This is a genomic window from Pseudoalteromonas sp. S558 (assembly GCF_005886635.1).
Taxonomy (GTDB): domain Bacteria; phylum Pseudomonadota; class Gammaproteobacteria; order Enterobacterales; family Alteromonadaceae; genus Pseudoalteromonas; species Pseudoalteromonas aliena.
Genome location: NZ_PNDU01000027.1, coordinates 1 through 26,701, shown reverse-complemented (window position 1 = coordinate 26,701; position 26,701 = coordinate 1). Strand labels below are relative to the sequence as shown.

Here is a 26,701-nt window from a genome sequence, read left to right as displayed (position 1 = left end):
TAAATATGATCCGCTTTAATCGTGCTATTAAGCCATTTTCTGTACTTAGTTTTGACCTAGACGATACCCTTTACGATAACCGCCCTATTATTAAAGCCGCAGTGAAAGCACAAGCCGACTACCTAAACAAACTCGCTGGATATAAAGAAAAAGGCCCACAGTATTGGCAATATTGCCGAGAACTTGCTGTACAACAACAACCAACCCTTGTTGACGATGTAACACAATGGCGTAAACAAACACTGCGCTTAGCACTATCACAGCTTGGGTTTAACCAAAGCGACATGGAGCATCATGCAAAAGGCGCTTATAATGCTTTTGCTGATGCACGTAGCAATATTACAGTGAGCGATGACATACTTGCCCTGCTGGATAATTTAAGTAAGCAATATACATTAATCGCAATTACCAACGGTAATGCAGAAGTAGAACGTTTTAATTTAAATAACAAGTTTGCCCTTGTGTTACAAGCAGGTTTACATGGGAAAGCAAAACCGCACAGCACATTGTTTGACCAAGCAGCGGTACACTTAGGTGTTAATAAAAACGCTATTTTACACATAGGTGATAGCCTTGATAGCGATGTACAAGGTGCTAATAATGCAGGTTGCCAATCTGTTTGGTTGAACAACCAAACGACTAATTATGCTTATAAAGGTCTGGCTGATATAGAAATAGCCGATATTCACGCTTTAACGCATTTAATTAAAAAATAAGAGGTTAAAATGAGCCACTATACCAAGCTAATTACCTTGCTATTAATTGGCTCACTTAGCCTTAACGCTTATTTATTGTGGCCACAAAAAGCGCCTATTAAAACCCAAAAAATTGTAAAAAACGCATCACCAAAGCAACAAAATCCACTGCTAAGTATCGCCAAATTACAATTTAAGCAACACCAATTTAATGCAGCACTAAATAGTTATCAGCAGCTAAAAAGCACTCACCCAGAAAGTGCAAAAAACCTTTATTCATCGTGGCTTGTACAACTTAAAATATGGCTAAATAACGATTTATTACTCAGCGAATCACTTATCAATGCGTTATTAAATAACAGTCCTTATAACGTAGAATTACTTAATTTACAGGTGGAGTATTTAATTAATAGCGAGCAAACACAAAACGCCATTATTGCTTTATTTGAACTGTTCCCGCTGCTATCTGCTGATCAGAAAAACAACGCAAATACACGCTTAAATACGCTCACTCAAAGCGAATTAAACGCATTAACAGAGCAACAAAACTGGCAAGCTATTATTGAGAACATACAAATTTGGCTCGATTATAAAAGCGATAACGCACAATTTTTATATCCACTTGCGTATGCCTACTATCAACAAAGCGACTTAATTAGTGCACAAGCAACACTTGATCGTATGCCAAGCCAGCACAACTTAAAAACACAAGTGCAAACACTACATGCCATGATTGATAAAGCACTGTCACCTAGCGACTACGTAACCCTAGCCCCTTACGGCGCGCACTATTTAATAACCACCGAAATAAATAGTAATTTATCCACTGAACTAATGATCGATACAGGCGCAAGCGTAACCTCACTACCTACAAATATTATTGATCAAATTTCGCCACAGCCTTTGTATTTAGGCGATGTAACGGTAAACACAGCTAATGGTCAAATTGTTGTAAAGCGTTATCAAATTGAATCGTTTAAAGTGGGCGAACAAATAATTTATGGCTTTGAAGTACTGGGTATTGAAAATGTACGTGGACAAGGTTTATTAGGGATGAACTTTTTATCGAGATTTAAATTCAATATAAATCAGCAAACAGATGAGCTAGAGTTGAGCGCTAAATAATTAAAAATCCAAAGGTAACACATGACACTAAATAACTATTTAAAAGCACTTGCTGAAAATCCAAAAAGCATTCAATTTACCGATACAATGGCTGTGATTGAAGCAAATTACGACTTTACTGCATGTGGCTTCAATAACCATGGATTACTTAGTTCTGCAAGTGAGAACAACGGCTCGTGTAAAATTTTTGCATTTGCTAAATTAAACGATTTAAGTAAACAAAATACCTTAGATTGCTTTGGTAAGTTTTACCGAGACGACGTGCTGCAAAACCCTAAAGAGGATGATCACATGAACATTCGCACCTTTATGTTAGCACCAGAGGCAACACCTTTTTTAGGTATTACCTTTGAAGGCAAGCCACTAAAAGAAAAATAGCCAACAAAAATTAAAGTGGCTTTTCCATAAAGTAACGCGTCCCTGAGCGTGGGTAATTATTAAGTTGATACTTAACACTATAACCGCGCTTTTCATAAAAGGGTTTTGCCTGAAAATCAAGTGTATCAAGCTGAGCAGTTGTTGCACCTAGCTCAATAGCAGCTTGTTCAAGTGCCGTTAGCAGTTTATCTGCAAGCCCTTTACCTCGTGCCATATCACTACACCAAAGCCAACTAATCATCAGCCAATTTCCAAATACACACCCACTAATACCGGCAACTAGCTCGCCTTGCTCATCAGCAAATTTATAACCTAATGGCACTCTTTGCGCATCAAAATGCTGGGCGTTAAATTCAACCGTTTGCGCGCGAAGCGCTACGTTTAACGCATCAGTATTATCTACTGTTAATTGATACATGTGCCGCCCTTAAAGAGCTGATACTAGCAAACTAGCTCAATCAATACAGGTTATTTTTACCAAATGGGACTTCAAGCATATTACTGGCTGTTTTTTCGGGTTGACCGCACATTTCATCGTAAGCACTTGTATGGCGTAGCATCATTTGTGCATAGGCTATTTTTTCAAAACGCTTTTGAATATGCAGTGGGCTTAGTGCTTTTATAAACTCACCATTTTCCTCTGTCACGTAATATTCAACATTATTTATAATTACAGAGACTTGGTATAATGCCATTTCAAGAGAATGCGCAACCACCTTTTGTAATGGCTCATGTTTTTTTAATTCTGAGAATTTCATACCCATAACAACCACCTTTTTTAAAAGTAACCTCATAGATACGCAGCTTTGCTATAATCGCGATCAAATTTTTATTGGCCGCTGACATCATACGTTATGAGTACAAAAATCCGACTAGCTAAATATATTGCCCATTCAGGTATTTGTTCTCGCAAACAAGCCTCGCGTTTAATTGACGAAGGCGTTGTGACTGTAAATAATCGCCCAGCTAATCACATTGATCACGTTGATGAGCAAGACACTGTAATAGTGAACGAAAAAGAAATTAAAGGTGCTGCCGATTTAGTTTATTTTGCGTACCACAAACCAGTAGGTATTGACTGTAAATTAAATATTGATGACCCAGCCAGCCTTATTCACCATTTGCCCACACTCACCCGTGTTTACCCTATTGGTCGATTAGATAAAGACTCTCGCGGTTTGCTTATTTTGACCAACGATGGGGATTTTTGTAATCAACTAATACATCCTGACTTCCACCAGCCTAAACATTATTTAGTCACCGTAAATAAGCCTTTAGACGATGCTTTTTGTAAAAAAATGGCAGCAGGCGTACCGGTTGATAAACACGTAACCCTGCCTTGCGAAGTTAATAAAATAGCTAGCAATCAATTTAGTATTGTTTTAAAGCAAGGGTTAAACAGGCAAATACGTAAAATGGCGCATTACTGCGGCTACAAAGTAATTGATTTATTTAGAGTGCAATTTAGTGACCTCACCCTTTCAAAACTAAACCTACCTGAAAACCAATATATACAAATTAATAAAAACGATATTTCAAAAATCTAATACCAAGTCACTTAACTACATCTCAAAAAGTTAAAAAATAAACTTGCAATTACAGATTACAGGTGTAGTCTTTAATTAAAGATTACAGTTGTAGGCAATAGCATGATTGAGTTATCAAAAGCAGAGTTTGACGTGCTCGACGCACTTTGGATTAACTACCCCGCCACCGCGAGCCAAATAATTGAGCGCTTAAGCGACGATAAACAATGGCACGAAAAAACCATTAAAACCTTACTTGGTCGTTTAGTAAAAAAAGGCGCACTAACATTTGAAAAAGACGGTCGCCAGTATATTTATATGCCTTGTATGGAGCGCGCCGACTACACCTTAAAAGAAAGCCAAAACTTTATTGAGCGATTTTTTAGTGGGCGTATTGCGCCACTTGTGAGTGGCTTTGCTAAATCGGAGCAGCTTTCTCAGCAAGACATAAACGAGCTTAAAAAAGTTATAGATGACTGGGAAAAAAGCCAAAAGTAAGGAATTAACATGGTTATTCAAATTGGGTTTAATTGGTTAATTGAGCAACAGTTATTATTAAGCACTTTATTTTGTGGGTTTATTTTACTCGAGCGATTTGGTTTAAAAGCCCTTGGCTCGCGATTTGTATATAAATTAGCATGGCTATTACCTGCGGCATTGGTTATCGCTAATTTACCAAACGCGATTAAACCACTGCAAAACAGTGATATTAGTCACTACTTAATCACCCCCAACCAACCTTTTACAAACGAGGTAGGTATTAGCTGGGCGCTCATGTATGCACTTATTACCGCAGGGTTATTAATAGCTAGTTTTATTACACATACCCGTTTTGTTAAAAGCCTGCAGTTAACTGAATTAACCCAATTTGAAGGCACTCTTACCGCTGGTGTTAAAACCTATATCAGTCAATATGTGGCCACGCCAATGGTGGTCGGTATTTTAAACAGTAAGCTGGTATTACCGAGTAACTATAATACCCAGTTTGATAAAGCCACATTAGCGCTTATTTTAGAGCACGAAAACGTACATATTAAACGCAAAGACAACTTAACAAACGCACTTATATTACTGCCTACTATTTTACTGTGGTTTAACCCACTAGCTTGGTTTTGTTACGCAAGCATCCGCCGACTACAAGAGCTGACTTGTGATGAACGGGTATTAGCCGATAAAAACACACAACAACACATTTTATACAGCAAAGCCTTAATAAACTGCGCGGCGAATGCGCCCACAGGGCTTATGGCTTATTCACACTACGGAGATAAAAAAACGATGCTACAACGACTTACTAATATAAAACACAGCACAGAACGTTCAAAGTTTGCTAAAGGTGGCTTATTACTTGTAGCAGCAAGTATGCTAAGTGGATTGGCGATTGCAAAGCAACCAGAGGCAATGACTAAAGAGGATCACATTTCACCGACAATGCGTATTGAACCCCTTTATCCAATACAAGCAGCTCAACAAGGCATCAGCGGCTCAGTGGTATTAAAGTACGATATAACTCCCAATGGTGAAACCGCTAATGTTTCTGTTGTTAGTGCAAAGCCTGAAGCCATATTTGACAGTGAAGCTAAAAAGGCGCTAAGACAGTGGCAATACAAACCCTCATCAATGGGTTATCAAAACGTACTTGTACAGCTCGATTTTGCAATAAACAATGAAGTTGCTAATACCGATTTAATAGAGCGAATTAAAGTATCGCACTAACTTTATTAGATTTTTCAAGACTACAAAGCAAGCGCCCTTTTAGGCTGCTTGCTTTGTGGTTTTACGCTATAAAGTTATAAGCTCACCACAATCATGGCAATGGCTGACCCCAAACCAATAAACCACACTAATGAGCGAATTATATCTAGGTTCATATAGTAAAATACGCAATACAAAATACGCGACACAATATGCGTAACCGCTAGCGTTTCTGTCATTGCACCTACAGAGTTAGTGCCCAGTACAACTGCAATAGCAACAGCAAAAACAGCAAGCGACTCAAAGCAATTTTGATGAGCAGCGAGCGCCCGTGCACCAAAGCCGGTTAATTTTGATTGCTGCGCCCTTGGGTGTTTATTGTCGTATCGACCTAATTTTGCCATTGCTATAGCTACTGGCACTTTTGCAAAGTAAGGCATTAATACCACAAGTAATGCACATACAACTAATGTTGTCATAATTTATCCTTTTGATGTTTCGGATAATTTAGCATAAGCGGACAAAAAAAACCGCCAGAAACGTTTGATAACAAACGCAGGCGGCTAGCAATAACATCAGGCTTATTATAGCTAAATTCGCCCCTAAACCCGTGCGACATAATGTCGCAGATGATGAATATTCAACATCATAGTTAATGCATCGCTTTACTTCACAAAGCTTGTTAACTTTACTGCCTTACATTTTAACGATGACGACCATGACCTGGATATTTTTCACTTTTTTAGCCGCCTTCATGCAAGCCTGGCGTAATGCCTTGCAAAGTAAATTAAACAACGACATGAGCGTTGCTGGCGTGTATTTATATGGTTTGTATCAATATCAAGATACAGCCATGCCTACGTTTAATAATGCCTTTTGGGGATTTATTATAGGCGCAAGTGTGATGCAAATACAGGCAAACTAGACAGCTACCTTAATTAAACAAATAAAACTGGTGTTCACAAAGTGTGAATATTAGGTTGGATGTCTAGGTTTATTGACCACTACAAATTCATGGTTCGATTAAGTTGAATTCAAAAGGAGAATCAATACGAAAAAAAATTAACTGATGGTGATCAGTTAAGCTAATTTAAAAACGGCTCTACAAAATGATAAATCAAGTGATCAAAGCTGATGAGAATACGCAGAAAAAAACACGCAATATGCAAAAATCTAAAGTTAAAACTTTAATATCTTTATTTATTCCAAACTATATGTAGAATAAATTTCATACTAACATTTTAATTACTATACCAACAACAGCGCTGTAAATAACTAACCTGAAAGGAAGACATGTGTTAGAAGACTCCGATAGTCTAAGAATATTTATAAAAAACTTATATCCCAGTTTCGTCATTATGGATGTTGCAAAAAAATCAGGTCAAAGAGTAGTTTTCTTTGGTCGCTTTACTTCGAAAAAAAAATACGAACCAGATAAATGTAACGCTTGGGGCGAAGTAGTTCTGAAAATAAGTGAGGCAACTTCAAGAACAGCAATCTCATATATCCAGAAAGAGGCTGAAGTTCTTAATTCACTGGAAAGTATTTGCTTCCCTAAGTTATTGTTTACTGAAGTAATAGCAAAAGATCCAATTACAGATGACCCCATTTCTCCAATAAGGTTTATAAGTATCGAAGAGAAAATAGATGCGACTCCCTTATCAAATCTTATGATTCAATATAATAATGAAAAAAAAGTGGTTAATTTTTTGACTCAAATATTAACAGCAATGAAAGAATTATGGGAACATCCAAAAAAACTTGTACATCGTGATTTGAAGCCAGATAACCTATTAATAAAAGATGATTATTCTTTGGTAATTATTGATTTAGGTATTTTGAGAGAGGAAGGCTCGGAGGGTGTTACTAATAGCTTATTCCCTATAGGACCTTGCACACCATTTTATGCAAGCCCAGAACAAGCAATTAATGACAAGAAGAATATTTCATTTAAAAGCGATCAGTTCTCAATAGGGACTATTTGTTATGAAATGCTTTCTGGACAAAAAGCTTTTTTCAATAACGATGGTAATAATTTGGTTGATGAAATTCTTGAGAGAGTTTGTTCTATGCTCCCGCTAAGACTTGAAGACTACGGTGTATCTAAAGAGCTATCAGGTATAATTTCTAAGATGATGAACAAAGAACCATATAAAAGATATAGAACTACAGATAAATTGATTTGTGATATCAATAAACTTAAGGAAAAACAATGCCAATAAAATTACTTCATCAAGTTGGTCACAATTCAAATTGGAATCGTGACTCCTTTGAACAAGACAAAATCGGTACTGGTTTAATTTACAGCCCAGTTCATACCCTTTCTAATAAACTTAGAGATCTACCAAAGAGCTTAAAAGAAACATCTATTTTTGATCCTCAATTTTATTTACCAAGCTCTGAGAAACCAAAATTTAAGTCTTATGACTTTTTTCCTAATACAATTCTTGGGGAGCAGGGATTCAATACTATTGACTATAATTCAGTTGCAAATGAATCAGCTAAAAGATGCATTTCTTTCCAAGTTGAAAATAATTTTAAAGATATTGTTATACCAGCTCGTTTTTATGAGCAGCTTAACCCAAAGTATACTGAACAGCAAAGTGAACTATTTGTGAGTCCATTCCTTAATGCTATTAGAAAGTCTGGGGTTTTAGGCATAAAAGAGATATACCTTACTGTGCCGATAACGTCTCATATGCTTAATATACAAGAATATAAAACAAACATATTGAATTGGCTCACGAGTTACCCTGAAATTGATGGGGTTTATTTTATTTGCCAATTTGATAGACAAAAAAAACAAATTGATGATGCTAAATTTCTAATAGAATATATGAATGTAATTCGCTCAACTATAGAAGCTGATTTAAAAGTTATAGTGGGATATACGAACACTGAGTCCTTACTTTACTCATTGGCAGGTCAAGATCTTTCTCTAACAATCGGCGCTTTTGAAAACACTCGTATCTTTTCACTAGACAAGTTTGTTGTATCTGATGAAGAAAGACGAGGACCAAAAGCAAGAATCTATATGCCAAAGTTATTAAATTGGATTAATTTTGAAGATGCAAAATTAATTAAAGAGCATAGCCCTGAGGTTTGGAATGAAATATATACGGAAACAGATAATTCAGAAAAAGCGCTCAAATTGACTAAGTCACCGACATTTAATAACCCGATACTTTACAAACATTACTTTCAAACATTCTCTGAACAACTTAATAAATTATCCGCCTTAGATTTAATAAGTAGATATGAATTACTCAAAAACTGGATACAAGAATCACTAGAGTTACACAAACTTATAGATAATATAAACATCCAGCTAGATAAACATGGTGATGATTCTCACTTAATACCGTGGAAAAATGCAATTGAGATATTTAAAAAAAATCATCTTTAGCTATTAAGGATTTAGCTAATAAAGTATTTGCTCGCCATAAAGCAAAATCCGATTTATGTGCTTCTCTTTTAGGGGAGAAGTGCACTTCATAGCAACCTTTAGGAGAAAATGTTGCGAGTCCAGTATTGAACCTTTTAAACTCATGTAAATTTTTAATGGCTGCACTGGAGTGTTTTTTATCTAACAAAACCCATGATTCATTGGAGAATATTTTGTATCTGTTTGCTTGCCAAATAGCCTTTTTCCAATCCCTAAGCTTAGCTTCAATTGCTATCATAGATGTACAAAGCAACTTTGGTTGACGAAGTTTAACGTAGAGCCCATTACTTCTTCCTTCGCAATACCCTGCCTCAATGAACTTTTTAAGTGCTTTTTTTGACACAGCTAAAGAGGCTCCTGACATTTCAGCCAAAAGGTACACATCAAAATTTTTTCTATATGGTAGTGATTTTAAAGTATAGGCCCAGTCGTCTTGAATTTTTGATAAATCAAGTAATGAAGAATCACTTTTATAGTTAAATATTACTGCATCCGCAATCCCATAACCACAATCAAACTCACGCTCAACCAGCACTTTTTTGTGAGAAAATACATCAAGCAATTTTTCAAATTTATCAACTAGTTCTAATTCAGTTGTAAATGGCTCAGGTTTATCATCAAACACATAATCACAGCCTATTGTTTTAACTGATAAATCCATTTTTAAATTTTCTTGTTTAAAGTAAATATTTGAAGGGTTATTATAGGCTATTAAGCTATGAATTTCTATAAACCTAGTCACTAGTGAGTATCTTTATGTATACGAGCCCTCCAGTAAAATGCCATGAGTATTTTCCCGAAAATAAAAAAGGGAGTGATTTTTTTGTTGGTGATCTACATGGCGCATTTAAAGAACTGCAACAATTACTTAAACAAATTAACTTTAATTTCTCTAGTGATAGACTGTTTGCAACTGGAGATTTAATTGACCGAGGAAACGACTCCCTCAAATGCTTGAAGCTTTTAAATCAAGATTGGTTTTTTTCTGTATTAGGTAACCATGAACTTTTTTTGTTGGAATACGATGATGATAATTTATATAAAAACATGATCTGGAAAAAAAATGGCGGGAGCTGGTTTCACTCCATTACAGATGAAGAAAAGATCTTATCAAGGCAGTTAATAGTAAATAATATGAAATTGACTTTAACTATTAATACCCGTATGGGGCTTGTCGGTATTATACATGCTGAGTACCCCTTTAGAACTTGGCCCAAGGAAGATTTAAGTGAATTCAATAAGGAGCTTTTACATCAAGCACTGTGGGGAAGAAACATTATAAAGAACAAGTTAGTATTTTATACAAAAGGAGCTAAGCTAATAATTTCAGGCCATACTAGTGTCGCTCTTCCTGTTTTACTTGGTAATCAATTATTCCTTGATACTGGCGCTGGCTCTCCTCCAAATGAAAGCATTTATTCACCTCGCTTAAGCATATGTGAAGTAAGTGAAAAACATCTAAAACTACATTCTTTAGGTTATGAGCCAAAATATATTTCAATAGATGTTTGAAATCCAATCACTTTATAGAGTTGTATTGCCGCTGTTAAGCCTAAATTACACACATAAAAATGGTTGCATGATTGCAGTTGTGATTTATTACTGAATAGTTTTACTTAGTCGTTTAAGTTTACGCTAGTAGCTTTTCGTAGTTACTGATATTCGCTCACACTTTTCTGTTTAAATTTTCACAGTAACTTATTTGTGAACTAGGCATGCCTACTGCGCCATGAAATACGCGTGTAAATTAAGTGGTGATTTTTAACCAGTTTTCAGGGGGTATATTTAGTCTTTCGAGTAAAGGAAGGTTTATATTATCAATATACCCGCGTTTATCCTCTCGCATTATTCGCCCTGTTAATTAAACGAGTTCAAGGTACGATGTTCGCTCAAACAGCAACCCTTTTGGTATAATCTGGCGCGGCATCCCAGCAAAGCGAAGCAGTTATTTTGGTTGCTTGCCATCTTTGCCGGATGTTAGCCGTTGGTTGGTATTGTCTGACTCTTCTGGTGCTTTTGCCATTTGACCTCTAATCGGGTTTAAATCGACATACGCCATACAGGCGGCAAGTGCGGCTTCGTCCAAAAGCGTTTGTTAATTCTCACGATAAGAAATAACTCTATAACTAGGCAACTATCTATGTAGATTTATTTAGGTATAAGCGTAATAGTAAATCCGCCAGATACGTTTTATGACAAACTCTGGCGGCTAACAATAACATCAGACCTACTATAGCTAAATTCGCCCCTAAACCCGTGCGACATAATGTCGCAGATGATGAATATTCAACATCACAGTTAATGCATCGCATTAATAACTAAAGATTGTTAACGTAAAGACCTTATTTTTAATCGACAAATACCATGACTTGGATCTTTTTCACTTTTTTAGCCGCCTTCATGCAAGCATGGCGTAATGCCCTGCAAAGTAAATTAAGTAACGATGTGAGTGTTGCTGGCGTAACCCTCTCTCGCTTTATTATTGCAGGCCCTATTGCGGCTGTGTACTTATATGGTTTGTATCAATACCAAGATACCGCCATGCCTACGTTTAATAATGTCTTTTGGGGATTTATTATAGCCGCAAGTGTTATGCAAATACTCGCTACGGGCTTGATGGTTAAACTATTTCAAATGAACAATTACGCAGTAGGCGCGGGTCTTGCCAAAAGCGAGGCGTTAGTGGCTGCTATTTTAGGTGTATTGTTTTTTGGTTCTGCCCTTTCTTTACTTGGTTGGCTTGGTGTATTTTTTGGCGCTATTGCCGTGTTACTGCTCAGTGGTATAACAAGCGTTAAACACTTTAATGCTAAAACGGCGTTACTAGGACTTGCTTGTGGTACTTGCTTTGCACTTACATCGTTGTGGGTACGAGAAGCGAGCTTAAATTCAGGATTATTATTTCCACACTCAGCCGCTTGGGTTTTGCTGTTTGTAATTAGCCTACAAACACTAATACTACTTGGCTATTTATTATTAAAAGAGCCAAAAACGCTCAGTAAACTTTGGCAATACAAAGGCACTACAGCCGCAATTAGTGTTTTTAGTTGTATCGGCTCTATTGGCTGGTTTAGTGCAATGAGCTTACAACATGTTGCTTATGTTAAAACGCTTGGACAGATTGAAGTGTTTTTTACTATGTTAATTGCCGTATTTTGGTTAAAACAGCCACTTAAAAAACAAGATACTGCAGGCTTAATACTTATAGCTATTGCTGCTATTTTGGTTATGCTGCCGAATTAATGGCAGCATAAAAAAGCGCAGGCTTTTATACCTGCGCTATTCATAATTAAGCGTTTATTCGAATTACCAATTAAGAGCTGATTTTTAGGGTTATCACACCACTAATAATCATTAATACTCCCGCAATACGACCAAACGTTGCGGCATCGTTATAGAACAATATGCCGACTAAAAACGTACCTGCAGCGCCAATACCTGTCCATACGGCGTATGAGGTGCCCATTGATATTTGCTTTTGCGCAAGCCACAACATAAAGCCACTAGCAACCATAAATGCAATAGCTATGGCGATGCCTTGCCATCGGGTTTCTGGGTTTTGCGATATTTTTAAGCCAATCGGCCAGCCAATTTCAAGTAAACCAGCAATAATTAAGTACATCCACGCCATTAAGCATCTCTCTTTTTCAATATAACTTCGTATAAATCTTCACGGCGATCTTTTAAGTTACGCACTGTGCCTTCGCTGTGAAGAATTTTTAACTTATCCATATCAAGATCGCTAAATAATAGCATTTCGGTGTTTGGCGTGGCTTCGTTAAGTGTTGCATCGTGCGGGAATGAAAAATCTGATGGCGTTAATACAGCTGATTGCGAATATTGCACATCAAGGCTTTCTACTTGAGGTAAGTTACCTACCGAGCCTGCAATAACCACATAACATTCGTTTTCTATTGCACGGGCTTGTGCACAATGGCGAACACGTAGGTAGCTGTTTTTAGTGTCAGTCCAAAATGGTACAAACAGAATATCTAACCCTTGTTTGGCCAATATGCGTGAAAGCTCAGGAAATTCTACGTCATAACAAATTTGAATACCTACACGACCTGCATCGGTTTCAAATACAGCAATTTTGTCACCGCCTTGAATAACCCAATCGTTTTGTTCATGCGGGGTAATATGTATTTTGCGCTGCTCGTCTATTTTACCGCTGCGGTGGCATAAATAACTCACGTTATAAATTTTATCATCTTCGGCCAGTGGCATAGAGCCGGTAATAATATTGGCGTTATATTCTATTGCCATACGCGACATCGCGTTTTTAAACGTCTCGGTGTATTCAGCTAAATAGCGAATCGCCTCAGTTTGGTTACTTTGATTTCCTAGCCCCATTAATGGCGCGTTAAAAAACTCAGGGAATAGTATAAAGTCACTTTTGTAGTCAGATACGGTATCTACAAAGTATTCAACCTGCTTTAGCATTTCTTCAACTGATTCAACACAACGCATTTGCCACTGCACAGCACCTACGCGCACGATTGATTTAGTTGACTCAAGTACCGTGTCGGTTGGCTCATACATAATGTTATTCCACTCAAGTAAAGTGGCGTAACCAACTGACTCTTGATCCTCTGGTAAATACTTTTTAAGTAAACGCTTTACCTGAAAATCATTAGATAACTGAAAACTTAAAATAGGATCGTATAGCTCTCTCTGATCTACTTTTGCAATGTATTCCATTGGCGTCATTTCACTGCTGTGATTGTAATAACACGGAATACGCCCACCCGCTAAAATAGCACGTAGGTTATATTGGCGGCACAGTTCCTTACGGGCATCATAAAGGCGACGGCCTAAACGCATACCTCTGTGGGTTTCACTAATGGCAACATCTAAGCCGTATAGTGCATCGCCGTCGGTATCGCTAAATACACGGTCGTGACCATCTGCAATGTCTTCGTAGGTATGCGGGTTTGAAAAACGTGTGTAATCAACTTGTACGCTCAGCGCTAAGCCCACCAGCACGCCGTCATCTACAATACCTATTTGCCCTTCAGGAAATTGGTCTATTAATCTAAAAATGGTATGACTTGGCCACGCACCACCTAAGTCGGGATACGCTTGATCCATCAAGGTTTTAATTTGCGGATATTGCTCTCTGGTTAAGTTACAAATTTCAAGATGGGTTTTTTCTGCCGACATACACAACTCCTTTAGGCGTAAGAAAATAAAAGCCGAATGCATGCTCGATTAAATCAAGAATACACTCAGCTTTGTATCATGTTTTTTACTTTAGATGTACTACTTTAAGCTGCGATAAAAAAGTGTGGTTACTTTCTCTTTTGGTAACCAGCCTGCGTATTCAAGACCAAGTTCTGCCAATGGATCGGCTTTAAGTACTTGCTCTAAGCTGGCATTATTTTGCATTGCTTTTAGCATTACGTCTTTCGCGTTTTGAACTAGCTTACCATACGCTATCAGTCCTGAACGGTCACTTACCTTACCGTGTCCTGGTATTACTTTCGTGTTGTCGTCAATTTGTTTAACTACATCGTTTACTGCCGCTAAAATACCATCAACACTGCCACCGCTATCTACGTCAACAAACGGTAAGCTGCCAAAATTAAAATAAATGTCGCCCATGTGTACTATGTTGTCGTTACTGAAAAAGATAACCGAATCACCATCGGTATGTGCATGTTCATAATGCACCACATGCGCGTGTTCGTTATTAAAATGCAGCTTTAAATCATGACCAAAGCTGATCCGTGGTAGAAAGTCTGAACCTTCTCCATGCTTTTCTTTTAAGCGTTTATGTACGTTATCGTGGGCTATAACATGCGCGCCCGCTTTAGCAAAATTTTCGTTGCCGCCAGTGTGATCGCCATGATGATGGGTATTAATAACAAACTCTGCGCTGCCTGGTTTTAAATCGCTAATGGTTTTTTTAATATCATCTGAGAGTTTGGCAAACTGATCATCAATAATATAAATGCCATCTTCACCTACACTGGCCGCAATATTACCGCCTTGCCCAAATAATACGTATACATGGTCACTTAATTTTTGTGCTGTTACTGGACCTTCATCGGCTTGCGCTGATGTGCTTAGTAATAAACCTGTTATTAATGCGGGTAGTATTTTTTTCATTTTAGTTCTCTGTTGTATGAATTAATTAATATAGAACGTGTTTAGCTATACTTTAGTTCATTGCGTAGGCTCTATTACTATTTGATGTATTAATTCTTGCGGCAGTAAAGGCGTATGTTTGCCCTCAACATAATCATTAAACCCCGATCTATAAAATTCAGAAAGGGGATGCCCCGATTGCCCACCAGGAATAGCCATAATTGCATGCTCTAAATGCCCAGGTTGAGCAATAAAGCGCTGTGATGCGCCAAAACTACGCCCTTGTACGGCGGGCATGTAACTATCGCCAAAACCTTGTGCTGTAGGCATATTGAGTAACTTAGCAAGTAACGGCATTTGCTTTGCAAACGGATGCTCTATCACTAACTCATTTACCTTGCCCCACTGCCAACTTTGTACGTTATTACCAAATTGCTCAGTAAGTTTAGTGATAGTTTGGTTAAATGCACCGAGCAATTGCGCATCCCAACTTTTAAATTGTGAGTTTAACCACGAGTCGGGTTTGTTATTAATAAGCCGCCAAACTGCGGGCTCTAAATCTCGTTTTACGTATTTAAGTGTGCCTTGTTGTTTATTTAACTCGTCTTCCATATTACTAAATAAAATATTAATCACTTCATTGCGGTAGCGCTTAACTAAGGTATACCCTGTGGAGGTTGAACACGCACATTGCTGCCAATTTTCGAGCGCGGTTATATATTGCTGATTTTTAGTTTTATCGGCTTTTAATTGCTTTAATAGCAAAGCATGCCAAGGCATTAAAAAGCGAGCTTGATTATCGAGCTGTAGTGCGTAAAAGTCGCTCTCTGCAAATGTTTGTTTTTCAAATAATCTATCGCGAATTTGACTCGAACGTGCACCGAGTGCATAGCCACCATTACCAAAACGCGCGTTATCCTCAGCCGATACCACGCGAGAATTACCAGTCCATAATCGCCCACTTTGTGGGTTTTTAACAAATGGCCGTTCTAATTCATTTTCCTGCCAAAGCACGCTGTAATCATCGGCATTTACGCCAAGTTCGCTCGGCGTTTTACGAGCCGGTATACCACCGATATTTTTCCACGCTGCGCTACCTTGGCTATCTACCACCATTAAATTTTGCACCGGAATGCCCACATCGCTAGCTACGCCAAGTGCATCATCTACATTTTTGGCTTGCTCTAATTTTAATAACTGCATATTAACAGCATAAGGTTGATGTGCGGCCCAGCTAAGTGCATAAGGTTTTTCGTTAATGTATTTTACAGGACCGTATTGGCTGAGTATTAATGAGTAGTTTTCGACCTCCCCATCGGGTAATGCAATCGATTCATCAACTTGCCATGTTTTACTCTCGTCATTTAAAGCAATCCAATCGGCAGTATCTAGATAGCCATTCGTAAATCCCCATGCAATATTATTGTTTGTGCCCACTACAATTGCTGGTGCTCCGGGTAGCGACACGCCAGTTACCTGGGTAGGCGCTCCATTTTGTATGTAATTTAGCTGCGTTCTGTACCAAATAACCGGTACTGCCATCGATAAATGCATATCATCCGACAGCATACCAGCGCCTGTTTTAGTAAGCGCCCCCGTAACTGCCCAGTTATTACTGCCACGCTCTTGGTTGGCTTCAATACTTTTAACTGCGAGTTGTGTTTGAGTTGGTAAAGTAGGTATGCCGCCGCTATAAGGCGTTAATTTGCTGCCATCAAGTGCAGCTTGGTATTTACTCGGCTGCGTTAAAAAATCAACCATTTGCTTTGTGTACGCTTGCTCGATTTGAATGAGTGCTTGGTCGCGCTCAAATGTGGCGCTTTGTAAATCAAGGTACATGCTAAATATCACAAGTAGGCTGTCTTCACTTTGCCATGCCTTTTGTGTTGCACCTGTTAGTAAATATTCAAAGCTTGAATACCCTACTTGCGCTAAGCCTTCGTTTACACCTTGCGCATAAATTTTAAGTAATTGCTTATCTGCCTCTGGCAGCGTTTGTAAAATAATTTTGCTGCGTTTACGCAATTGATGAAAACGCATTTTTTTATCGAGCCCCAGCGCTGCTTCGCCAAATAACTCACTTAACTCACCTGCGGCATTACGCCTTAGTAAATCCATTTGAAAAAATCGGTCTTGCCCATGCGCATAACCTAAACCATAGGCAGCGTCGTTTCGGCTATTTGCGTTTATAACCGCTTGCCCTAATGCATCGCGCGAAATTTTTACAGGCTCTACTACCGCGTTACTACGCCCGTTACCATCAAGGGCTGGTAAACTTAAGCTAAGTACGCCATAAACAACGGCGGTACTCGCCAACCCTAAAATAACAGTCAATAGCAGTAACCATTTGATTAATTTAAACATCGACCTTTCCTTTGATAATTTTCATCAAGCGTTGAGAGCATATAATAACCACAGTTTTATTAAATAATAATGTTCTTGCTCGCAAAGGGTGAAATAAACATCAAAATCCACGATAATGTCAGCTCCACACATCGTGCAGAACTAGTTGAGATCAATATGACTGAAAAAACATTTATCAAAGGTAAAGACCGCGACCTAGAATCGTCAATCTCTACCATGCAAAACAAGCTTAAAGCCCTAAACATTAATGTTGAAGAAGCGCTTTGGCTTAACCCTGTAGCTAACTGTTATTCGGTTCATATAAAAGACAGCGACTGCGGTGTTATGTTTACCAATGGTAAAGGCGCAACCGACAAAGCATCTATTGCTTCAGCACTCGGTGAATACTTTGAGCGCTTAAGCTGTAACTACTTTTTTGCAGACTTTTATCTAGGTGAAGAGTTTGCCAATGGTGAGTTTTCTCATTACCCAACTGAAAAATGGTTTGAAGTTGAAGGCGATGAAGTACCACAAGGCATTATGGATGAGAGCTTATGGGATTATTTTGACCCAGAGCGTGAGCTGAACGCATCACACCTTTTTGATTTTAACTCAGGCAATGATGATCGTGGCATTTGTACCCTGCCCTACACTCGCCAACGCGATAACCAAGATGTATACATTCCAGTAAACGTTATAGGTAACATTTTTGTATCTAACGGTATGAGCGCAGGCAACACAAAGTTTGAAGCGCGCGTACAAGGTTTATCAGAAGTATTTGAACGCGCTATTAAAAACCGCATCATCGCCGAAGGTATTTGTTTACCAATCGTGCCTGAAGATGTTGTTAAGCAATATCCTAAAATTCACGAAGCGTGTGAAGAGCTTCGCAGCCATGGTTTTCATTTACGTATTGCCGATGCATCACTTGGTGGCAAATACCCTGTAATGAGCGTAACGCTTATTAACCCAACAGATGGTTCTGTATTTGCTTCTTTTGGTGCTCACCCATCATTTGAAGTTGCGCTTGAGCGTACCGTTACCGAATTATTACAAGGTCGTCGTCTTGATCAACTAGATGTATTCCAACCTGCTACCTTTGATAACGACGAAGTAGCAACGCCTGAAAACATTGAACTGCACTTTATTGATTCAAGCGGTTTGATTTCGCATGATTTCTTCCGTGCAAAAGCTGACTTTGAATTTGTACACTGGGACTTTAGCGGCACAACTGAGCAAGAATATAACTTCTGTACTGACCTAATTCACAGCATGGATCACGATATCTACATCATGGATTACACGCACCTAAACGTATACGCATGTCGTATTTTAGTACCTGGCATGTCAGACATTTACCCTGTTGATGAGCTTATTTGGCGCAACAACAACGAAGGCGCTAAATTCCGTGAAACATTCCTATCGCTTGATCAGTACGATGCAGAGCAATGGATGGAAATTTACGACAGCCTTGAAGAAGCAGGCCACAGCGATATTATCCGCGCCGCAGAATTTATTGGCTTAGCAACTGATGCCGACACACCATGGCACACACTGCGTATTGGTGAACTTAAAGCGCACCTATGTTTAGCCGCAGGCAGCGAAGAAGCCATTGATTGGGTTGACTGGATACTTCATACAGGCCAAGTAAACGAAGAGGCAATGCGCCACTTCCGCTGCTTAAAAGCAGTTCTTGAAATAAAATACGATGACGAGCGCGAATACGCAGATTACCAAGATGCACTAGGCTTAATGTTTGGCGCTAATAACGTAACGCTTGCTATTGAAATTGCCGAAGGTGAAAAGCAGTTTAACGGTTTAACTTTCCCTGGCTTATCGCTTAAAGGCTTTAAAAAGCATGCGGCATTACTTGATGGTTACCGCAAGTTACACGTAGCAAAGCAAAATCATTGGGCACGTGAAGTTAGCGATAGCTAAACTACTAATTATAAAAATAAAATGGCGCATATTGATCGGCGCCATTTTCATTTGTGTAATAAATTAGCTATAGTTGAATTGCCTAAATTAACACCACGATGTAGCTAATGTCGCCACCGACTAACAGTAAAACAAATGTCCATAACTTTAAGCTTGCCTTTTGGTTATCGCTGACGCTAACAATCTTAGTCGGTGTTGTACTTGATAATATTAACTATAACCGTGTTAAAGATGCCTACCGCCTACAAATCCTGTCAGAAGTCAGTACCTATCGCGCTCAACTCGAGTCCACTTTAGTTTCTAATATTCAATTAGTACGTGGTTTAGCCGTTGCAGTTGCCGCAGAGCCTAATTTAAAACAAGAACGCTTTGAACAAATTGCCGCTCCTTTGTTCGATACATCAAATGAACTACGTAATATTGGCGGCGCACCCAATATGATTATCCAGATGACTTACCCTTTAAAAGGAAACGAAAAAGCAATCGGCCTTAATTTTTTAGCTAATAAAAATCAACGTGCAGATGCGATTAGAGCACGCGATACGAACACGATCATTATGGCGGGGCCATTAACATTAGTACAAGGCGGCGAAGCATTAATAGCCAGAGTACCTGTGTATACGCCACCTAATCATGAGTTTTGGGGCTTGTTATCAGTGGTACTCGATATTAGCAAAGTTTATGGCAACTCAGGGATTTATGAACTTGAAAAAGAGTACTTAGTTGCAATACAAGGACGCAATGGCTTAGGTAAAAAAGGGGAGTTTTTTTATGGCGATCCACGCATTGTTGAACAAACCCCCCTCGAATTTGCTTTAAACTTTCAAGGCGGGAGTTGGCATTTATATGTTGCACCAAAAGCCGGTTGGAGCCCTCCAAGCTCAGCTATATGGCCTTTACGCTTGGCCGTGATGATTATTTGTGGGTTATTAATTTTGGCATTTATGTTCTTTTTAAAAATGCTTAATCGCCAACAACAAAATGAAAAAATGCTCGAAACAATGAGCGACCTAGCTCAAATAGGTGCATGGTCATTTAACTTAGAGACTAAACAAGTGTATTGGTCCGATATGACCAAAAAATTATTCAAATATCCTCTGCAAACCCAACCTGAATGGCCCAAAGATTTAAGTTACTTTAAAAAAGGCCTAAGCAGAGAAACAATCAAACATTTAATTGAACGTGCCATAAAGCATGGTGAAAGCTACGAAGTTGAGCTAGAAGTCATAACTGCTGAAGGCGAATCTGTTTGGGTGCTTGTAAATGGCGAAGCTGAGCGAAAAAATGGCCGTAGTACGCGTATTTTTGGCTCATTACAAAATATCGACATCCGTAAAAAAATTGAATTAGAAAATAGCAAAACCGCGCTGCACAATGAAATTTTAGCCTCTCTTACCGTTAATAAATTAATCTTAAATGGGCAACTAAGCCAATCAAAAGACATTATTACCCAATCAATCTGCCAAGCATTCGATATTAAACGCGCGAGTATTTGGTTTTTTAATGACGATAAAACTCAACTAAGTCCTTTTGCCATACACAGTACACATGCACCGAGTGATAACATTGACCCTATTTGGCTCAGAAAAAACATTCCCGATTTTTTTAACGCAATAGATCACCTTGCGGTATTTAATGCCCCTAACGTCTTGGAGCACCCAACACTTGCACCAATCAAAAATCACTATTTAATACCATTAGAAATTAAATCAATGTTGTGTGTGATTATTCCCGCAGGCAGTGGGGCAATCGGGGTGGTTTGTGCAGAGCAATGCCAATTAAGACGCTATTGGTCTAAAAACGAAGAAAGCTTTTTAATTGCTGTTGCTGCCTTAATTGGCAGCTTACATTCAAGCCAACAACGAATAGAGACAGAGCAAAAACTAGTAACAGCCAAAGAGGCTGCAGAGCAAGCCGTTGCTGCAAAAAGTGAATTTTTAGCCAGTATGAGTCACGAAATTCGCACCCCAATGAATGGCGTTTTAGGCATGCTTAACATCATAAAACAAAGTCAATTAGACCAGCAACAAGAGCACCATATTGAGCTTGCGCAATCATCTGCTCAATCATTACTGAATATAATTAATGATATTTTAGATTTTTCAAAAATTGAAGCTGGTAAACTAAACATTGAAAATGTGCAATTTAATCTCCCGAGATTGTTAGGAGAAGTGGTTGAATCATTTGCTTTAAAAGCTGAACAAAACAATACCAAACTTATTTTAGATGCGACGCAAATTACTGTCAGTGAAATAATTAGTGATCCAAATAGATTACGCCAAATTCTAAATAACTTGATTGGTAATGCGGTAAAGTTCACTTTAAATGGCGAAGTAATAATAACCGCAAGAGTTGAGGAAGCAACAAATGGTTCATTCTTACAATGCTCAGTAATCGATACTGGCATTGGCATTGACTCTAAAAAACAAAGTTCATTATTTGAATCATTTACACAAGCAGACGCATCGACTACGCGTCAGTTTGGTGGCACAGGGTTAGGCCTTGCGATAGTTAAACAGCTTTGTGATCTTATGGGTGGCGAAGTGAGAGTAACCAGCGTTAAAGGCCAAGGCAGTACATTTTCTTTCACAATAGAGATACAGCCTAGATTGAGTAAAGAGCAAGACTTACCAAGTCATTTAATTAAAAACAAACGTATTTTAATTATTGATGAGTGCTACTTAAATACTAATACAGCAAATAAACAGCTCATTATCTGGGGAGCAAACGTTGAATGCATAAGTAATTACCAGCAAGTTTTTGATTATTTACACACGGTAATAAATGGTCCTGAAGCAATTTTAATTGATTATTACTTTTTTGAAAAAGCGCCTCAATCACATATAGCCTCGCTTAAAAAATTTATAACAATGCAAAGTTGTAAACTAATTATTATGGCGCCAATGAGCTATTCCCAAGAAGATTCAAAGTTAGAAATGGATTTTGATTGCATGATTTTCAAACCGCTTACCCCTTCTGACTTGTTTGATTCACTCACCAACGATAAATACATTGAGCAGCAACAGCATCAAGCACAATTAGAGAATAAATTAACGAAAGCGCTAATGCCTGATTCATCAGCACCACAACTATTATTAGTTGAGGACAATAAAATAAATCAAGTCGTTGCCTCTGCTTTGTTAAAGCAAATGGGGATAATTTTTGATATTGCCGACAATGGGGTTGAGGCAATTAACAAACTGACGGCAAAGCAAGGCGAACCTTATAAGCTCATTTTAATGGATTGCCAAATGCCAGAAATGGATGGCTATCAAGCAACACACGCAATTAGAAAAGGCGATGCAGGCAAGCATAATAAAAAGATTACAATAATAGCCTTAACCGCAAATGCGATGCAGGGTGATAAAGAAAAATGCTTAACTGCGGGAATGGATGACTATTTAAGTAAGCCACTAGATTTAGCAGATCTAAAACCCAAACTTCAGCAATGGCTTGGTACTCGATAAAAGTGTAAGCTAATAAAATACGTCATTCATTTAAGATTATTTATGCAGTTATCAGCAAATCAACAACGTATTATTGGTTGTTTATTAGAGAAACAAAGTACAACACCAGAGCATTATCCACTGTCTTTAAATGGGCTAACGAATGCGTGTAATCAAAAATCTAATCGCGATCCTGTTTTAAACCTTACAGAAAATGATGTACAAAATGCACTCAACGAACTAATTGAAATGCGCTTGGTTACAATAGATGAAGGGCTTTCTGGTCGCGTAAATAAATACGACCACCGTTTTTGTAATACCGAGTTTAGTAATCTGCAATTTTCTGAGCAACAACGTGCGATAATTTGTTTATTACTTTTACGTGGTGCACAGACCCCTGGGGAGTTAAGAACCCGCAGTAATAGACTCGCCGATTTTAGTAACGTAAACGAAGTAGAAAACGCGTTAAATGAACTTATAAAAAATGATTACGTAAATAAACTAGACCGTGAGCCTGGTAAACGTGATAGTCGTTACGTACATTTATTTGGTGATCAAGCATCGAACTTAACAACTAATGAGACAATACGAAGAGTTGATACGCTTAAAAATAATGAATTAGACGAGCTACTTGCAGAAATAGACGAATTAAAAGCAGAGCTTCGCCAAATAAAAGATCATTTAGGGCTTTAACTAAAATACGCTAAGTCACATAATAAATTTATTGCGTATAAACTGATTTAACAATAAGGAGCTGGCAATGCGCGCCGAAATTATGGCTGAAATGAAGGTTCAGCCAACGATTGATGTAAATGCTGAAATAACTCGTCGAGTAGGTTTTATTAAAACACGTTTAGTAGCAGCTTATTCGCGATCGTTAGTACTTGGGATTAGCGGCGGTGTTGACTCATCAACCTGTGGCCGTTTATGCCAATTAGCCGTAAACGAACTGAATAAAGAACAAAACACTCACAAGTACCAATTTATAGCAGTACGCCTACCTTATGGCGTACAAGCCGATGAAGACGAAGCGCAAATGGCGGTTGATTTTATTCAACCAAGCAAACGTATGACGGTAAATGTTCAGCCAGCAGCCGATGCTCTTCATGAGCAAGCTATAGCGGCTGTAATTGGCTGTGGTGAAACACTACCCGATCAAGCGCAAATCGACTTTATTAAAGGTAATGTTAAAGCACGCCAACGTATGGTTGCTCAGTACGAAATTGCAGGTTTTTGCCAAGGCTTAGTCGTAGGTACTGATCACAGTGCTGAAAACATTACTGGTTTTTATACAAAATTTGGTGACGGTGCATGCGATTTAGCGCCGCTTTTTGGTTTATCTAAACGTCAGGTGCGTGCACTTGCAACAGCATTGGGTGCACCTGATTTGCTAGTTAATAAAGTCCCAACTGCTGATTTAGAAAGTGATCGCCCTGGACTTACAGATGAAGAAGCTCTTGGTTTAAGCTATGAGCAAATTGATGACTTTTTAGAAGGTAAATCAATATCTGAAGATGTTGAAGAAAAACTTGTTAGCATCTATCAGCGAACGCAACATAAACGTCAACCGATTCCGACAATTTACGATTAATGTTCAACTAATAAAATAAAGCAATTAGCGCTCGGTGCGATTAATTGCTTTTTTGATCGACAGATCAAGAGACTGCGTATATTTTATTAAATTAACACGCTAATATTTATTAATTACCCGCCAAAGAGAACACTGCATTATATGACATCGCCCATTTTAATTACCGGCGCAGGCCAACGTATTGGTTTAGCGCTAGCTCAGCATTATATAGCCCAAGGACAAGACGTTATAATTACATACCGTACTCGCCATGATGCGGTTGATAAACTCGAGCAGCAAGGTGTGGTGTGTATTTATGCTGACTTTAGTACCGATGCAGGAATTAATACATTTATAGAGACGCTTAATACACGCACGCGGTCATTACGCGCAATTGTGCATAATGCATCAAGCTGGGATTGTGAAAGTAATAATCCTGACTATGCCGAACTGTTTGACAACATGATGCGTATACACGCTAAAACACCGTATTTAATTAATATGATGTGCGCAGAACTTCTTTTAGCGCACCAAAAGGTAACGGAGACTCCGGCCGATATCATTCACCTTACTGACTACGTAGTTGAAACAGGCAGCCCTAAGCATTTAGCTTACGCGGCAAGTAAAGCAGCTCTTGAAAACCTAACTAAATCGTTCAGCGCTAAATATGCGCCAAATATAAAAGTAAACTCGGTGGCTCCATCACTCATTATTTTTAATGAGCATGACGATGAGCAATACCGCGCAAAAACCCTAAAAAAATCATTAATGGGCATTGAACCAGGATGCCAAGAAATTATCAATAGCATTGATTTACTACTGCAAAGCCATTACATCACCGGGCGCTCTTTGCCTATTGATGGTGGTCGTCACTTAAAGTAAATAAGCTAAATAAAATGAGATATTTATGCATAATGAATTAAAAGAAAGTTACCAAAAAATAATCACCGCAGTAGGCGAAGACGTTAACCGCGAAGGTTTACTTGATACGCCAAAGCGCGCAGCAAAAGCAATGGAGTATTTAACCCAAGGATATCGCCAAACGCTTGATGAGATAACCAATAAAGCAGTGTTTACGTCTGATGCTGACGATATGGTTTTAGTGCAAGATATAGAGCTGTACTCTATGTGTGAGCATCATTTGCTGCCTTTTATTGGCCGTTGCCATATTGCTTATATCCCAAACGGTAAAGTATTAGGCTTGTCTAAATTTGCTCGTATTGTTGATATGTTTTCACGCCGTTTTCAAATTCAAGAACAACTAACGCATCAAATAGCTAAAGCAGTTGAAGAAGTTACTGGCGCTAAAGGTGTCGGTGTTATTGTTGAAGCAAAGCACATGTGTATGATGATGCGTGGTGTAGAAAAACAAAATTCAAGTATGCGAACGTCAGTAATGCTAGGTAACTTTAGAAGTGATCCTAAAACGCGTAACGAATTTTTGCAGCTTATAAAGGGTTAACCTATGGCTAATGCAATTATTAACGTTACTAATTTACGCCTACGTACTTTTATCGGCTTTAATCAAGAAGAACGTGAAAAAAAGCAAGACGTAGTGATAAACTTAGAGATCCACTACCCTGCAGATGATGCCTGTAAAAACGATGAAGTAGAGCAAGCACTTAATTATAAAGTGATCACAAAAGAAGTAATTAGTTTAGTAGAGCAAGGACACTTTTTATTGCTGGAAAAATTAGTTGCCGAAATTCTTGCTGTTTGCCATACCCACCCAAGTGTTCATTACGCAAAAGCCCGTGTTGATAAACCACATGCATTGCGTTTTGCTGATTCAGTATCGCTTACGCTTGATTGGGCGAAGTAACTTTTGTATCTAAATGAGTTGTTCGAATCCAACGGCAAGGGCGATAACCGCTAAATAGCGCGCGCCTTTGCCTAGTGTTACTAATAATAAAAAAAGACTAAATCGTACTTTAAATATGCCTCCGATCACCGTTAGCGGATCTCCTACTATCGGTAACCAAGCAAATAATAAACTATAGACACCGTATTTATTAAATTGCTTTTGTGCGCTTTCAAGGCCGCTTTCAGACACCGGAAACCACTTTTTATCTTTAAATCGCAGCACCTGCGTACCCAACCAATAATTAACGCAACTCCCGAGTACATTGCCAAATGTTGCTACGCACCACATAAGCCATAAATTAACTTCACCTTGAGTAATCATCCCCACCATGATCACCTCAGAAGAGCTGGGCAGTAATGTGGCAGAGATAAACGCACTAATAAATAACGTGAGATACAACATAATGCCCTTATGGCTAAACGTAAAAACCCAGCCTATAGCTGGGTTTATAATACCAATTTTATTAAAAACATGATCATTCTAGCGTATTAAATAACTCACTAACGACGTTAAAAATTATTTATATAGAACAACTATGTATCATAATTTTAGCCTTGTTATTGCGCTATTTTCTTATCGCTATAAT

Annotated in this window: 26 protein-coding genes and 2 pseudogenes; 18 read left to right on the top strand and 10 right to left on the bottom strand. The window is 38.4% G+C overall.

Annotation, left to right across the window (positions count from 1 at the left end; translation table 11 throughout):
• Positions 1 to 5: 5 nt before the first annotated feature.
• The 3 genes from CWB66_RS02455 to CWB66_RS02445 are packed head-to-tail and all read left to right on the top strand — an operon-like array spanning position 6 to position 2,198.
• Positions 6 to 716 (top strand): HAD-IA family hydrolase, encoded by a 711-nt coding sequence (locus CWB66_RS02455; RefSeq protein WP_138584216.1) that lies wholly within the window; start codon positions 6 to 8, stop codon positions 714 to 716.
• A 9-nt stretch (positions 717 to 725) separates the two neighbouring features.
• Positions 726 to 1,820: a retropepsin-like aspartic protease gene (locus CWB66_RS02450; protein ID WP_138584215.1), complete on the top strand. Its 1,095-nt coding sequence runs from the start codon at positions 726 to 728 to the stop codon at positions 1,818 to 1,820.
• Positions 1,821 to 1,841: 21 nt separating this feature from the next.
• A complete protein-coding gene (locus CWB66_RS02445; RefSeq protein WP_138584214.1) occupies positions 1,842 to 2,198 on the top strand; it encodes a HopJ type III effector protein in 357 nt (118 codons plus the stop codon).
• A gap of 10 nt (positions 2,199 to 2,208) precedes the next feature.
• Here CWB66_RS02445 and CWB66_RS02440 read toward each other — a convergent pair whose 3' ends face one another.
• Together CWB66_RS02440 and CWB66_RS02435 are read right to left on the bottom strand one after the other, a co-directional pair.
• Positions 2,209 to 2,616, bottom strand: coding sequence for a GNAT family N-acetyltransferase (locus CWB66_RS02440; RefSeq protein WP_138584213.1), 408 nt, complete (start codon positions 2,614 to 2,616; stop codon positions 2,209 to 2,211).
• 40 nt (positions 2,617 to 2,656) lie between these two features.
• The gene (locus CWB66_RS02435) at positions 2,657 to 2,962 is read right to left on the bottom strand and encodes a DUF6482 family protein (RefSeq protein WP_024607733.1); all 306 of its coding nucleotides are present in this window, start codon (positions 2,960 to 2,962) and stop codon (positions 2,657 to 2,659) included.
• A gap of 90 nt (positions 2,963 to 3,052) precedes the next feature.
• Between CWB66_RS02435 and CWB66_RS02430 the strand changes: the two genes are divergently transcribed.
• The 3 genes from CWB66_RS02430 (at position 3,053) to CWB66_RS02420 (ending at position 5,440) form a co-directional block, all read left to right on the top strand.
• Positions 3,053 to 3,745: a pseudouridine synthase gene (locus CWB66_RS02430; protein WP_101217672.1), complete on the top strand. Its 693-nt coding sequence runs from the start codon at positions 3,053 to 3,055 to the stop codon at positions 3,743 to 3,745.
• A gap of 102 nt (positions 3,746 to 3,847) precedes the next feature.
• Positions 3,848 to 4,222 carry a BlaI/MecI/CopY family transcriptional regulator gene (locus tag CWB66_RS02425; RefSeq protein WP_138584212.1) on the top strand — a complete coding sequence of 125 codons (375 nt, stop codon included), beginning with the start codon at positions 3,848 to 3,850 and terminating at the stop codon, positions 4,220 to 4,222.
• 9 nt (positions 4,223 to 4,231) lie between these two features.
• On the top strand, positions 4,232 to 5,440 hold the full coding sequence (locus CWB66_RS02420) for a M56 family metallopeptidase (RefSeq protein ID WP_138584211.1): 1,209 nt from the start codon (positions 4,232 to 4,234) through the stop codon (positions 5,438 to 5,440).
• A gap of 74 nt (positions 5,441 to 5,514) precedes the next feature.
• Here CWB66_RS02420 and CWB66_RS02415 read toward each other — a convergent pair whose 3' ends face one another.
• A complete protein-coding gene (locus CWB66_RS02415) occupies positions 5,515 to 5,898 on the bottom strand; it encodes an MAPEG family protein (protein ID WP_138584210.1) in 384 nt (127 codons plus the stop codon).
• 239 nt (positions 5,899 to 6,137) lie between these two features.
• Here CWB66_RS02415 and CWB66_RS22175 point away from each other — a divergent pair.
• The 3 genes and pseudogenes from CWB66_RS22175 to CWB66_RS02400 form a co-directional block, all read left to right on the top strand.
• A pseudogene (locus CWB66_RS22175) lies at positions 6,138 to 6,338 on the top strand (multidrug transporter); the annotation flags it as partial.
• Positions 6,339 to 6,714: 376 nt separating this feature from the next.
• Entirely contained in the window at positions 6,715 to 7,641 is a 927-nt protein-coding gene (locus tag CWB66_RS02405) for a serine/threonine protein kinase (RefSeq protein ID WP_138584209.1), read from the top strand.
• Entirely contained in the window at positions 7,632 to 8,825 is a 1,194-nt protein-coding gene (locus CWB66_RS02400) for a hypothetical protein (RefSeq protein WP_138584208.1), read from the top strand. Before CWB66_RS02405 ends, CWB66_RS02400 begins: the two co-directional genes overlap by 10 nt.
• Here the strand turns inward: CWB66_RS02400 and CWB66_RS02395 are convergent.
• Positions 8,806 to 9,606 (bottom strand): hypothetical protein, encoded by an 801-nt coding sequence (locus CWB66_RS02395; protein ID WP_138584207.1) that lies wholly within the window; start codon positions 9,604 to 9,606, stop codon positions 8,806 to 8,808. The two genes, CWB66_RS02400 and CWB66_RS02395, sit on opposite strands and share 20 nt — an antisense overlap.
• A gap of 14 nt (positions 9,607 to 9,620) precedes the next feature.
• On the opposite strand from CWB66_RS02395, the gene CWB66_RS02390 reads away from it, so the two are divergent.
• Positions 9,621 to 10,376 carry a metallophosphoesterase gene (locus tag CWB66_RS02390; RefSeq protein ID WP_138584206.1) on the top strand — a complete coding sequence of 252 codons (756 nt, stop codon included), beginning with the start codon at positions 9,621 to 9,623 and terminating at the stop codon, positions 10,374 to 10,376.
• Between the two features lie 154 nt (positions 10,377 to 10,530).
• On the opposite strand, the pseudogene CWB66_RS02385 reads toward CWB66_RS02390, so the two are convergent.
• Positions 10,531 to 10,959 (bottom strand): annotated as a pseudogene (locus CWB66_RS02385) (transposase); the annotation flags it as partial.
• A gap of 269 nt (positions 10,960 to 11,228) precedes the next feature.
• Between CWB66_RS02385 and CWB66_RS02380 the strand changes: the two are divergent.
• Entirely contained in the window at positions 11,229 to 12,107 is an 879-nt protein-coding gene (locus tag CWB66_RS02380; RefSeq protein WP_171037451.1) for an EamA family transporter, read from the top strand.
• A gap of 70 nt (positions 12,108 to 12,177) precedes the next feature.
• Here the strand turns inward: CWB66_RS02380 and CWB66_RS02375 are convergent, their stop codons facing one another.
• From CWB66_RS02375 to CWB66_RS02360, 4 genes are all read right to left on the bottom strand, one after another.
• The gene (locus CWB66_RS02375) at positions 12,178 to 12,495 is read right to left on the bottom strand and encodes a DMT family transporter (RefSeq protein ID WP_138584204.1); all 318 of its coding nucleotides are present in this window, start codon (positions 12,493 to 12,495) and stop codon (positions 12,178 to 12,180) included.
• Entirely contained in the window at positions 12,495 to 14,027 is a 1,533-nt protein-coding gene (locus tag CWB66_RS02370; RefSeq protein ID WP_138584203.1) for a carbon-nitrogen hydrolase family protein, read from the bottom strand. The genes CWB66_RS02375 and CWB66_RS02370 overlap by 1 nt, the downstream gene beginning before the upstream one ends.
• A 99-nt stretch (positions 14,028 to 14,126) precedes the next feature.
• On the bottom strand, positions 14,127 to 14,975 hold the full coding sequence (locus CWB66_RS02365; RefSeq protein WP_138584202.1) for an MBL fold metallo-hydrolase: 849 nt from the start codon (positions 14,973 to 14,975) through the stop codon (positions 14,127 to 14,129).
• Between the two features lie 57 nt (positions 14,976 to 15,032).
• Positions 15,033 to 17,318: a penicillin acylase family protein gene (locus CWB66_RS02360; RefSeq protein WP_138584201.1), complete on the bottom strand. Its 2,286-nt coding sequence runs from the start codon at positions 17,316 to 17,318 to the stop codon at positions 15,033 to 15,035.
• Between the two features lie 156 nt (positions 17,319 to 17,474).
• On the opposite strand from CWB66_RS02360, the gene ycaO reads away from it, so the two are divergent.
• The 7 genes from ycaO to folX all read left to right on the top strand — a co-directional run bounded on the left by ycaO (position 17,475) and on the right by folX (position 26,073).
• The gene (ycaO, locus tag CWB66_RS02355; protein ID WP_138584200.1) at positions 17,475 to 19,235 is read left to right on the top strand and encodes a 30S ribosomal protein S12 methylthiotransferase accessory factor YcaO; all 1,761 of its coding nucleotides are present in this window, start codon (positions 17,475 to 17,477) and stop codon (positions 19,233 to 19,235) included.
• 107 nt (positions 19,236 to 19,342) lie between these two features.
• Entirely contained in the window at positions 19,343 to 22,702 is a 3,360-nt protein-coding gene (locus tag CWB66_RS02350) for an ATP-binding protein (protein WP_138584199.1), read from the top strand.
• A gap of 42 nt (positions 22,703 to 22,744) precedes the next feature.
• Positions 22,745 to 23,374 carry a YceH family protein gene (locus CWB66_RS02345; RefSeq protein ID WP_138584198.1) on the top strand — a complete coding sequence of 210 codons (630 nt, stop codon included), beginning with the start codon at positions 22,745 to 22,747 and terminating at the stop codon, positions 23,372 to 23,374.
• Between the two features lie 67 nt (positions 23,375 to 23,441).
• The gene (gene nadE, locus CWB66_RS02340) at positions 23,442 to 24,272 is read left to right on the top strand and encodes an NAD(+) synthase (protein WP_138584197.1); all 831 of its coding nucleotides are present in this window, start codon (positions 23,442 to 23,444) and stop codon (positions 24,270 to 24,272) included.
• A 141-nt stretch (positions 24,273 to 24,413) separates the two neighbouring features.
• On the top strand, positions 24,414 to 25,133 hold the full coding sequence (folM, locus tag CWB66_RS02335) for a dihydromonapterin reductase (RefSeq protein ID WP_138584196.1): 720 nt from the start codon (positions 24,414 to 24,416) through the stop codon (positions 25,131 to 25,133).
• Positions 25,134 to 25,158: 25 nt separating this feature from the next.
• Positions 25,159 to 25,713 (top strand): GTP cyclohydrolase I FolE, encoded by a 555-nt coding sequence (folE, locus tag CWB66_RS02330; RefSeq protein ID WP_077536590.1) that lies wholly within the window; start codon positions 25,159 to 25,161, stop codon positions 25,711 to 25,713.
• Between the two features lie 3 nt (positions 25,714 to 25,716).
• Positions 25,717 to 26,073 carry a dihydroneopterin triphosphate 2'-epimerase gene (folX, locus tag CWB66_RS02325; RefSeq protein ID WP_077536589.1) on the top strand — a complete coding sequence of 119 codons (357 nt, stop codon included), beginning with the start codon at positions 25,717 to 25,719 and terminating at the stop codon, positions 26,071 to 26,073.
• A gap of 9 nt (positions 26,074 to 26,082) precedes the next feature.
• On the opposite strand, the gene CWB66_RS02320 is transcribed toward folX, so the two are convergent.
• Positions 26,083 to 26,517 carry a YqaA family protein gene (locus tag CWB66_RS02320; protein ID WP_138584195.1) on the bottom strand — a complete coding sequence of 145 codons (435 nt, stop codon included), beginning with the start codon at positions 26,515 to 26,517 and terminating at the stop codon, positions 26,083 to 26,085.
• Between the last annotated feature and the right edge of the window lie 184 nt (positions 26,518 to 26,701).

Excerpts from the sequence above, each read along its gene's own strand:
- CWB66_RS02455 (WP_138584216.1), top strand. The coding sequence starts at position 6 with ATGATCCGCTTTAATCGTGCTATTAAGCCATTTTCTGTACTTAGTTTT.
- CWB66_RS02450 (WP_138584215.1), top strand. The coding sequence starts at position 726 with ATGAGCCACTATACCAAGCTAATTACCTTGCTATTAATTGGCTCACTT.
- CWB66_RS02445 (WP_138584214.1), top strand. The coding sequence starts at position 1,842 with ATGACACTAAATAACTATTTAAAAGCACTTGCTGAAAATCCAAAAAGC.
- CWB66_RS02440 (WP_138584213.1), bottom strand. The coding sequence starts at position 2,616 with ATGTATCAATTAACAGTAGATAATACTGATGCGTTAAACGTAGCGCTT.
- CWB66_RS02435 (WP_024607733.1), bottom strand. The coding sequence starts at position 2,962 with ATGGGTATGAAATTCTCAGAATTAAAAAAACATGAGCCATTACAAAAG.
- CWB66_RS02430 (WP_101217672.1), top strand. The coding sequence starts at position 3,053 with ATGAGTACAAAAATCCGACTAGCTAAATATATTGCCCATTCAGGTATT.
- CWB66_RS02425 (WP_138584212.1), top strand. The coding sequence starts at position 3,848 with ATGATTGAGTTATCAAAAGCAGAGTTTGACGTGCTCGACGCACTTTGG.
- CWB66_RS02420 (WP_138584211.1), top strand. The coding sequence starts at position 4,232 with ATGGTTATTCAAATTGGGTTTAATTGGTTAATTGAGCAACAGTTATTA.
- CWB66_RS02415 (WP_138584210.1), bottom strand. The coding sequence starts at position 5,898 with ATGACAACATTAGTTGTATGTGCATTACTTGTGGTATTAATGCCTTAC.
- CWB66_RS02400 (WP_138584208.1), top strand. The coding sequence starts at position 7,632 with ATGCCAATAAAATTACTTCATCAAGTTGGTCACAATTCAAATTGGAAT.
- CWB66_RS02390 (WP_138584206.1), top strand. The coding sequence starts at position 9,621 with ATGTATACGAGCCCTCCAGTAAAATGCCATGAGTATTTTCCCGAAAAT.
- CWB66_RS02380 (WP_171037451.1), top strand. The coding sequence starts at position 11,229 with ATGACTTGGATCTTTTTCACTTTTTTAGCCGCCTTCATGCAAGCATGG.
- CWB66_RS02375 (WP_138584204.1), bottom strand. The coding sequence starts at position 12,495 with ATGGCGTGGATGTACTTAATTATTGCTGGTTTACTTGAAATTGGCTGG.
- CWB66_RS02370 (WP_138584203.1), bottom strand. The coding sequence starts at position 14,027 with ATGTCGGCAGAAAAAACCCATCTTGAAATTTGTAACTTAACCAGAGAG.
- CWB66_RS02365 (WP_138584202.1), bottom strand. The coding sequence starts at position 14,975 with ATGAAAAAAATACTACCCGCATTAATAACAGGTTTATTACTAAGCACA.
- CWB66_RS02360 (WP_138584201.1), bottom strand. The coding sequence starts at position 17,318 with ATGTTTAAATTAATCAAATGGTTACTGCTATTGACTGTTATTTTAGGG.
- ycaO (WP_138584200.1), top strand. The coding sequence starts at position 17,475 with ATGACTGAAAAAACATTTATCAAAGGTAAAGACCGCGACCTAGAATCG.
- CWB66_RS02350 (WP_138584199.1), top strand. The coding sequence starts at position 19,343 with ATGTCGCCACCGACTAACAGTAAAACAAATGTCCATAACTTTAAGCTT.
- CWB66_RS02345 (WP_138584198.1), top strand. The coding sequence starts at position 22,745 with ATGCAGTTATCAGCAAATCAACAACGTATTATTGGTTGTTTATTAGAG.
- nadE (WP_138584197.1), top strand. The coding sequence starts at position 23,442 with ATGCGCGCCGAAATTATGGCTGAAATGAAGGTTCAGCCAACGATTGAT.
- folM (WP_138584196.1), top strand. The coding sequence starts at position 24,414 with ATGACATCGCCCATTTTAATTACCGGCGCAGGCCAACGTATTGGTTTA.
- folE (WP_077536590.1), top strand. The coding sequence starts at position 25,159 with ATGCATAATGAATTAAAAGAAAGTTACCAAAAAATAATCACCGCAGTA.
- folX (WP_077536589.1), top strand. The coding sequence starts at position 25,717 with ATGGCTAATGCAATTATTAACGTTACTAATTTACGCCTACGTACTTTT.
- CWB66_RS02320 (WP_138584195.1), bottom strand. The coding sequence starts at position 26,517 with ATGTTGTATCTCACGTTATTTATTAGTGCGTTTATCTCTGCCACATTA.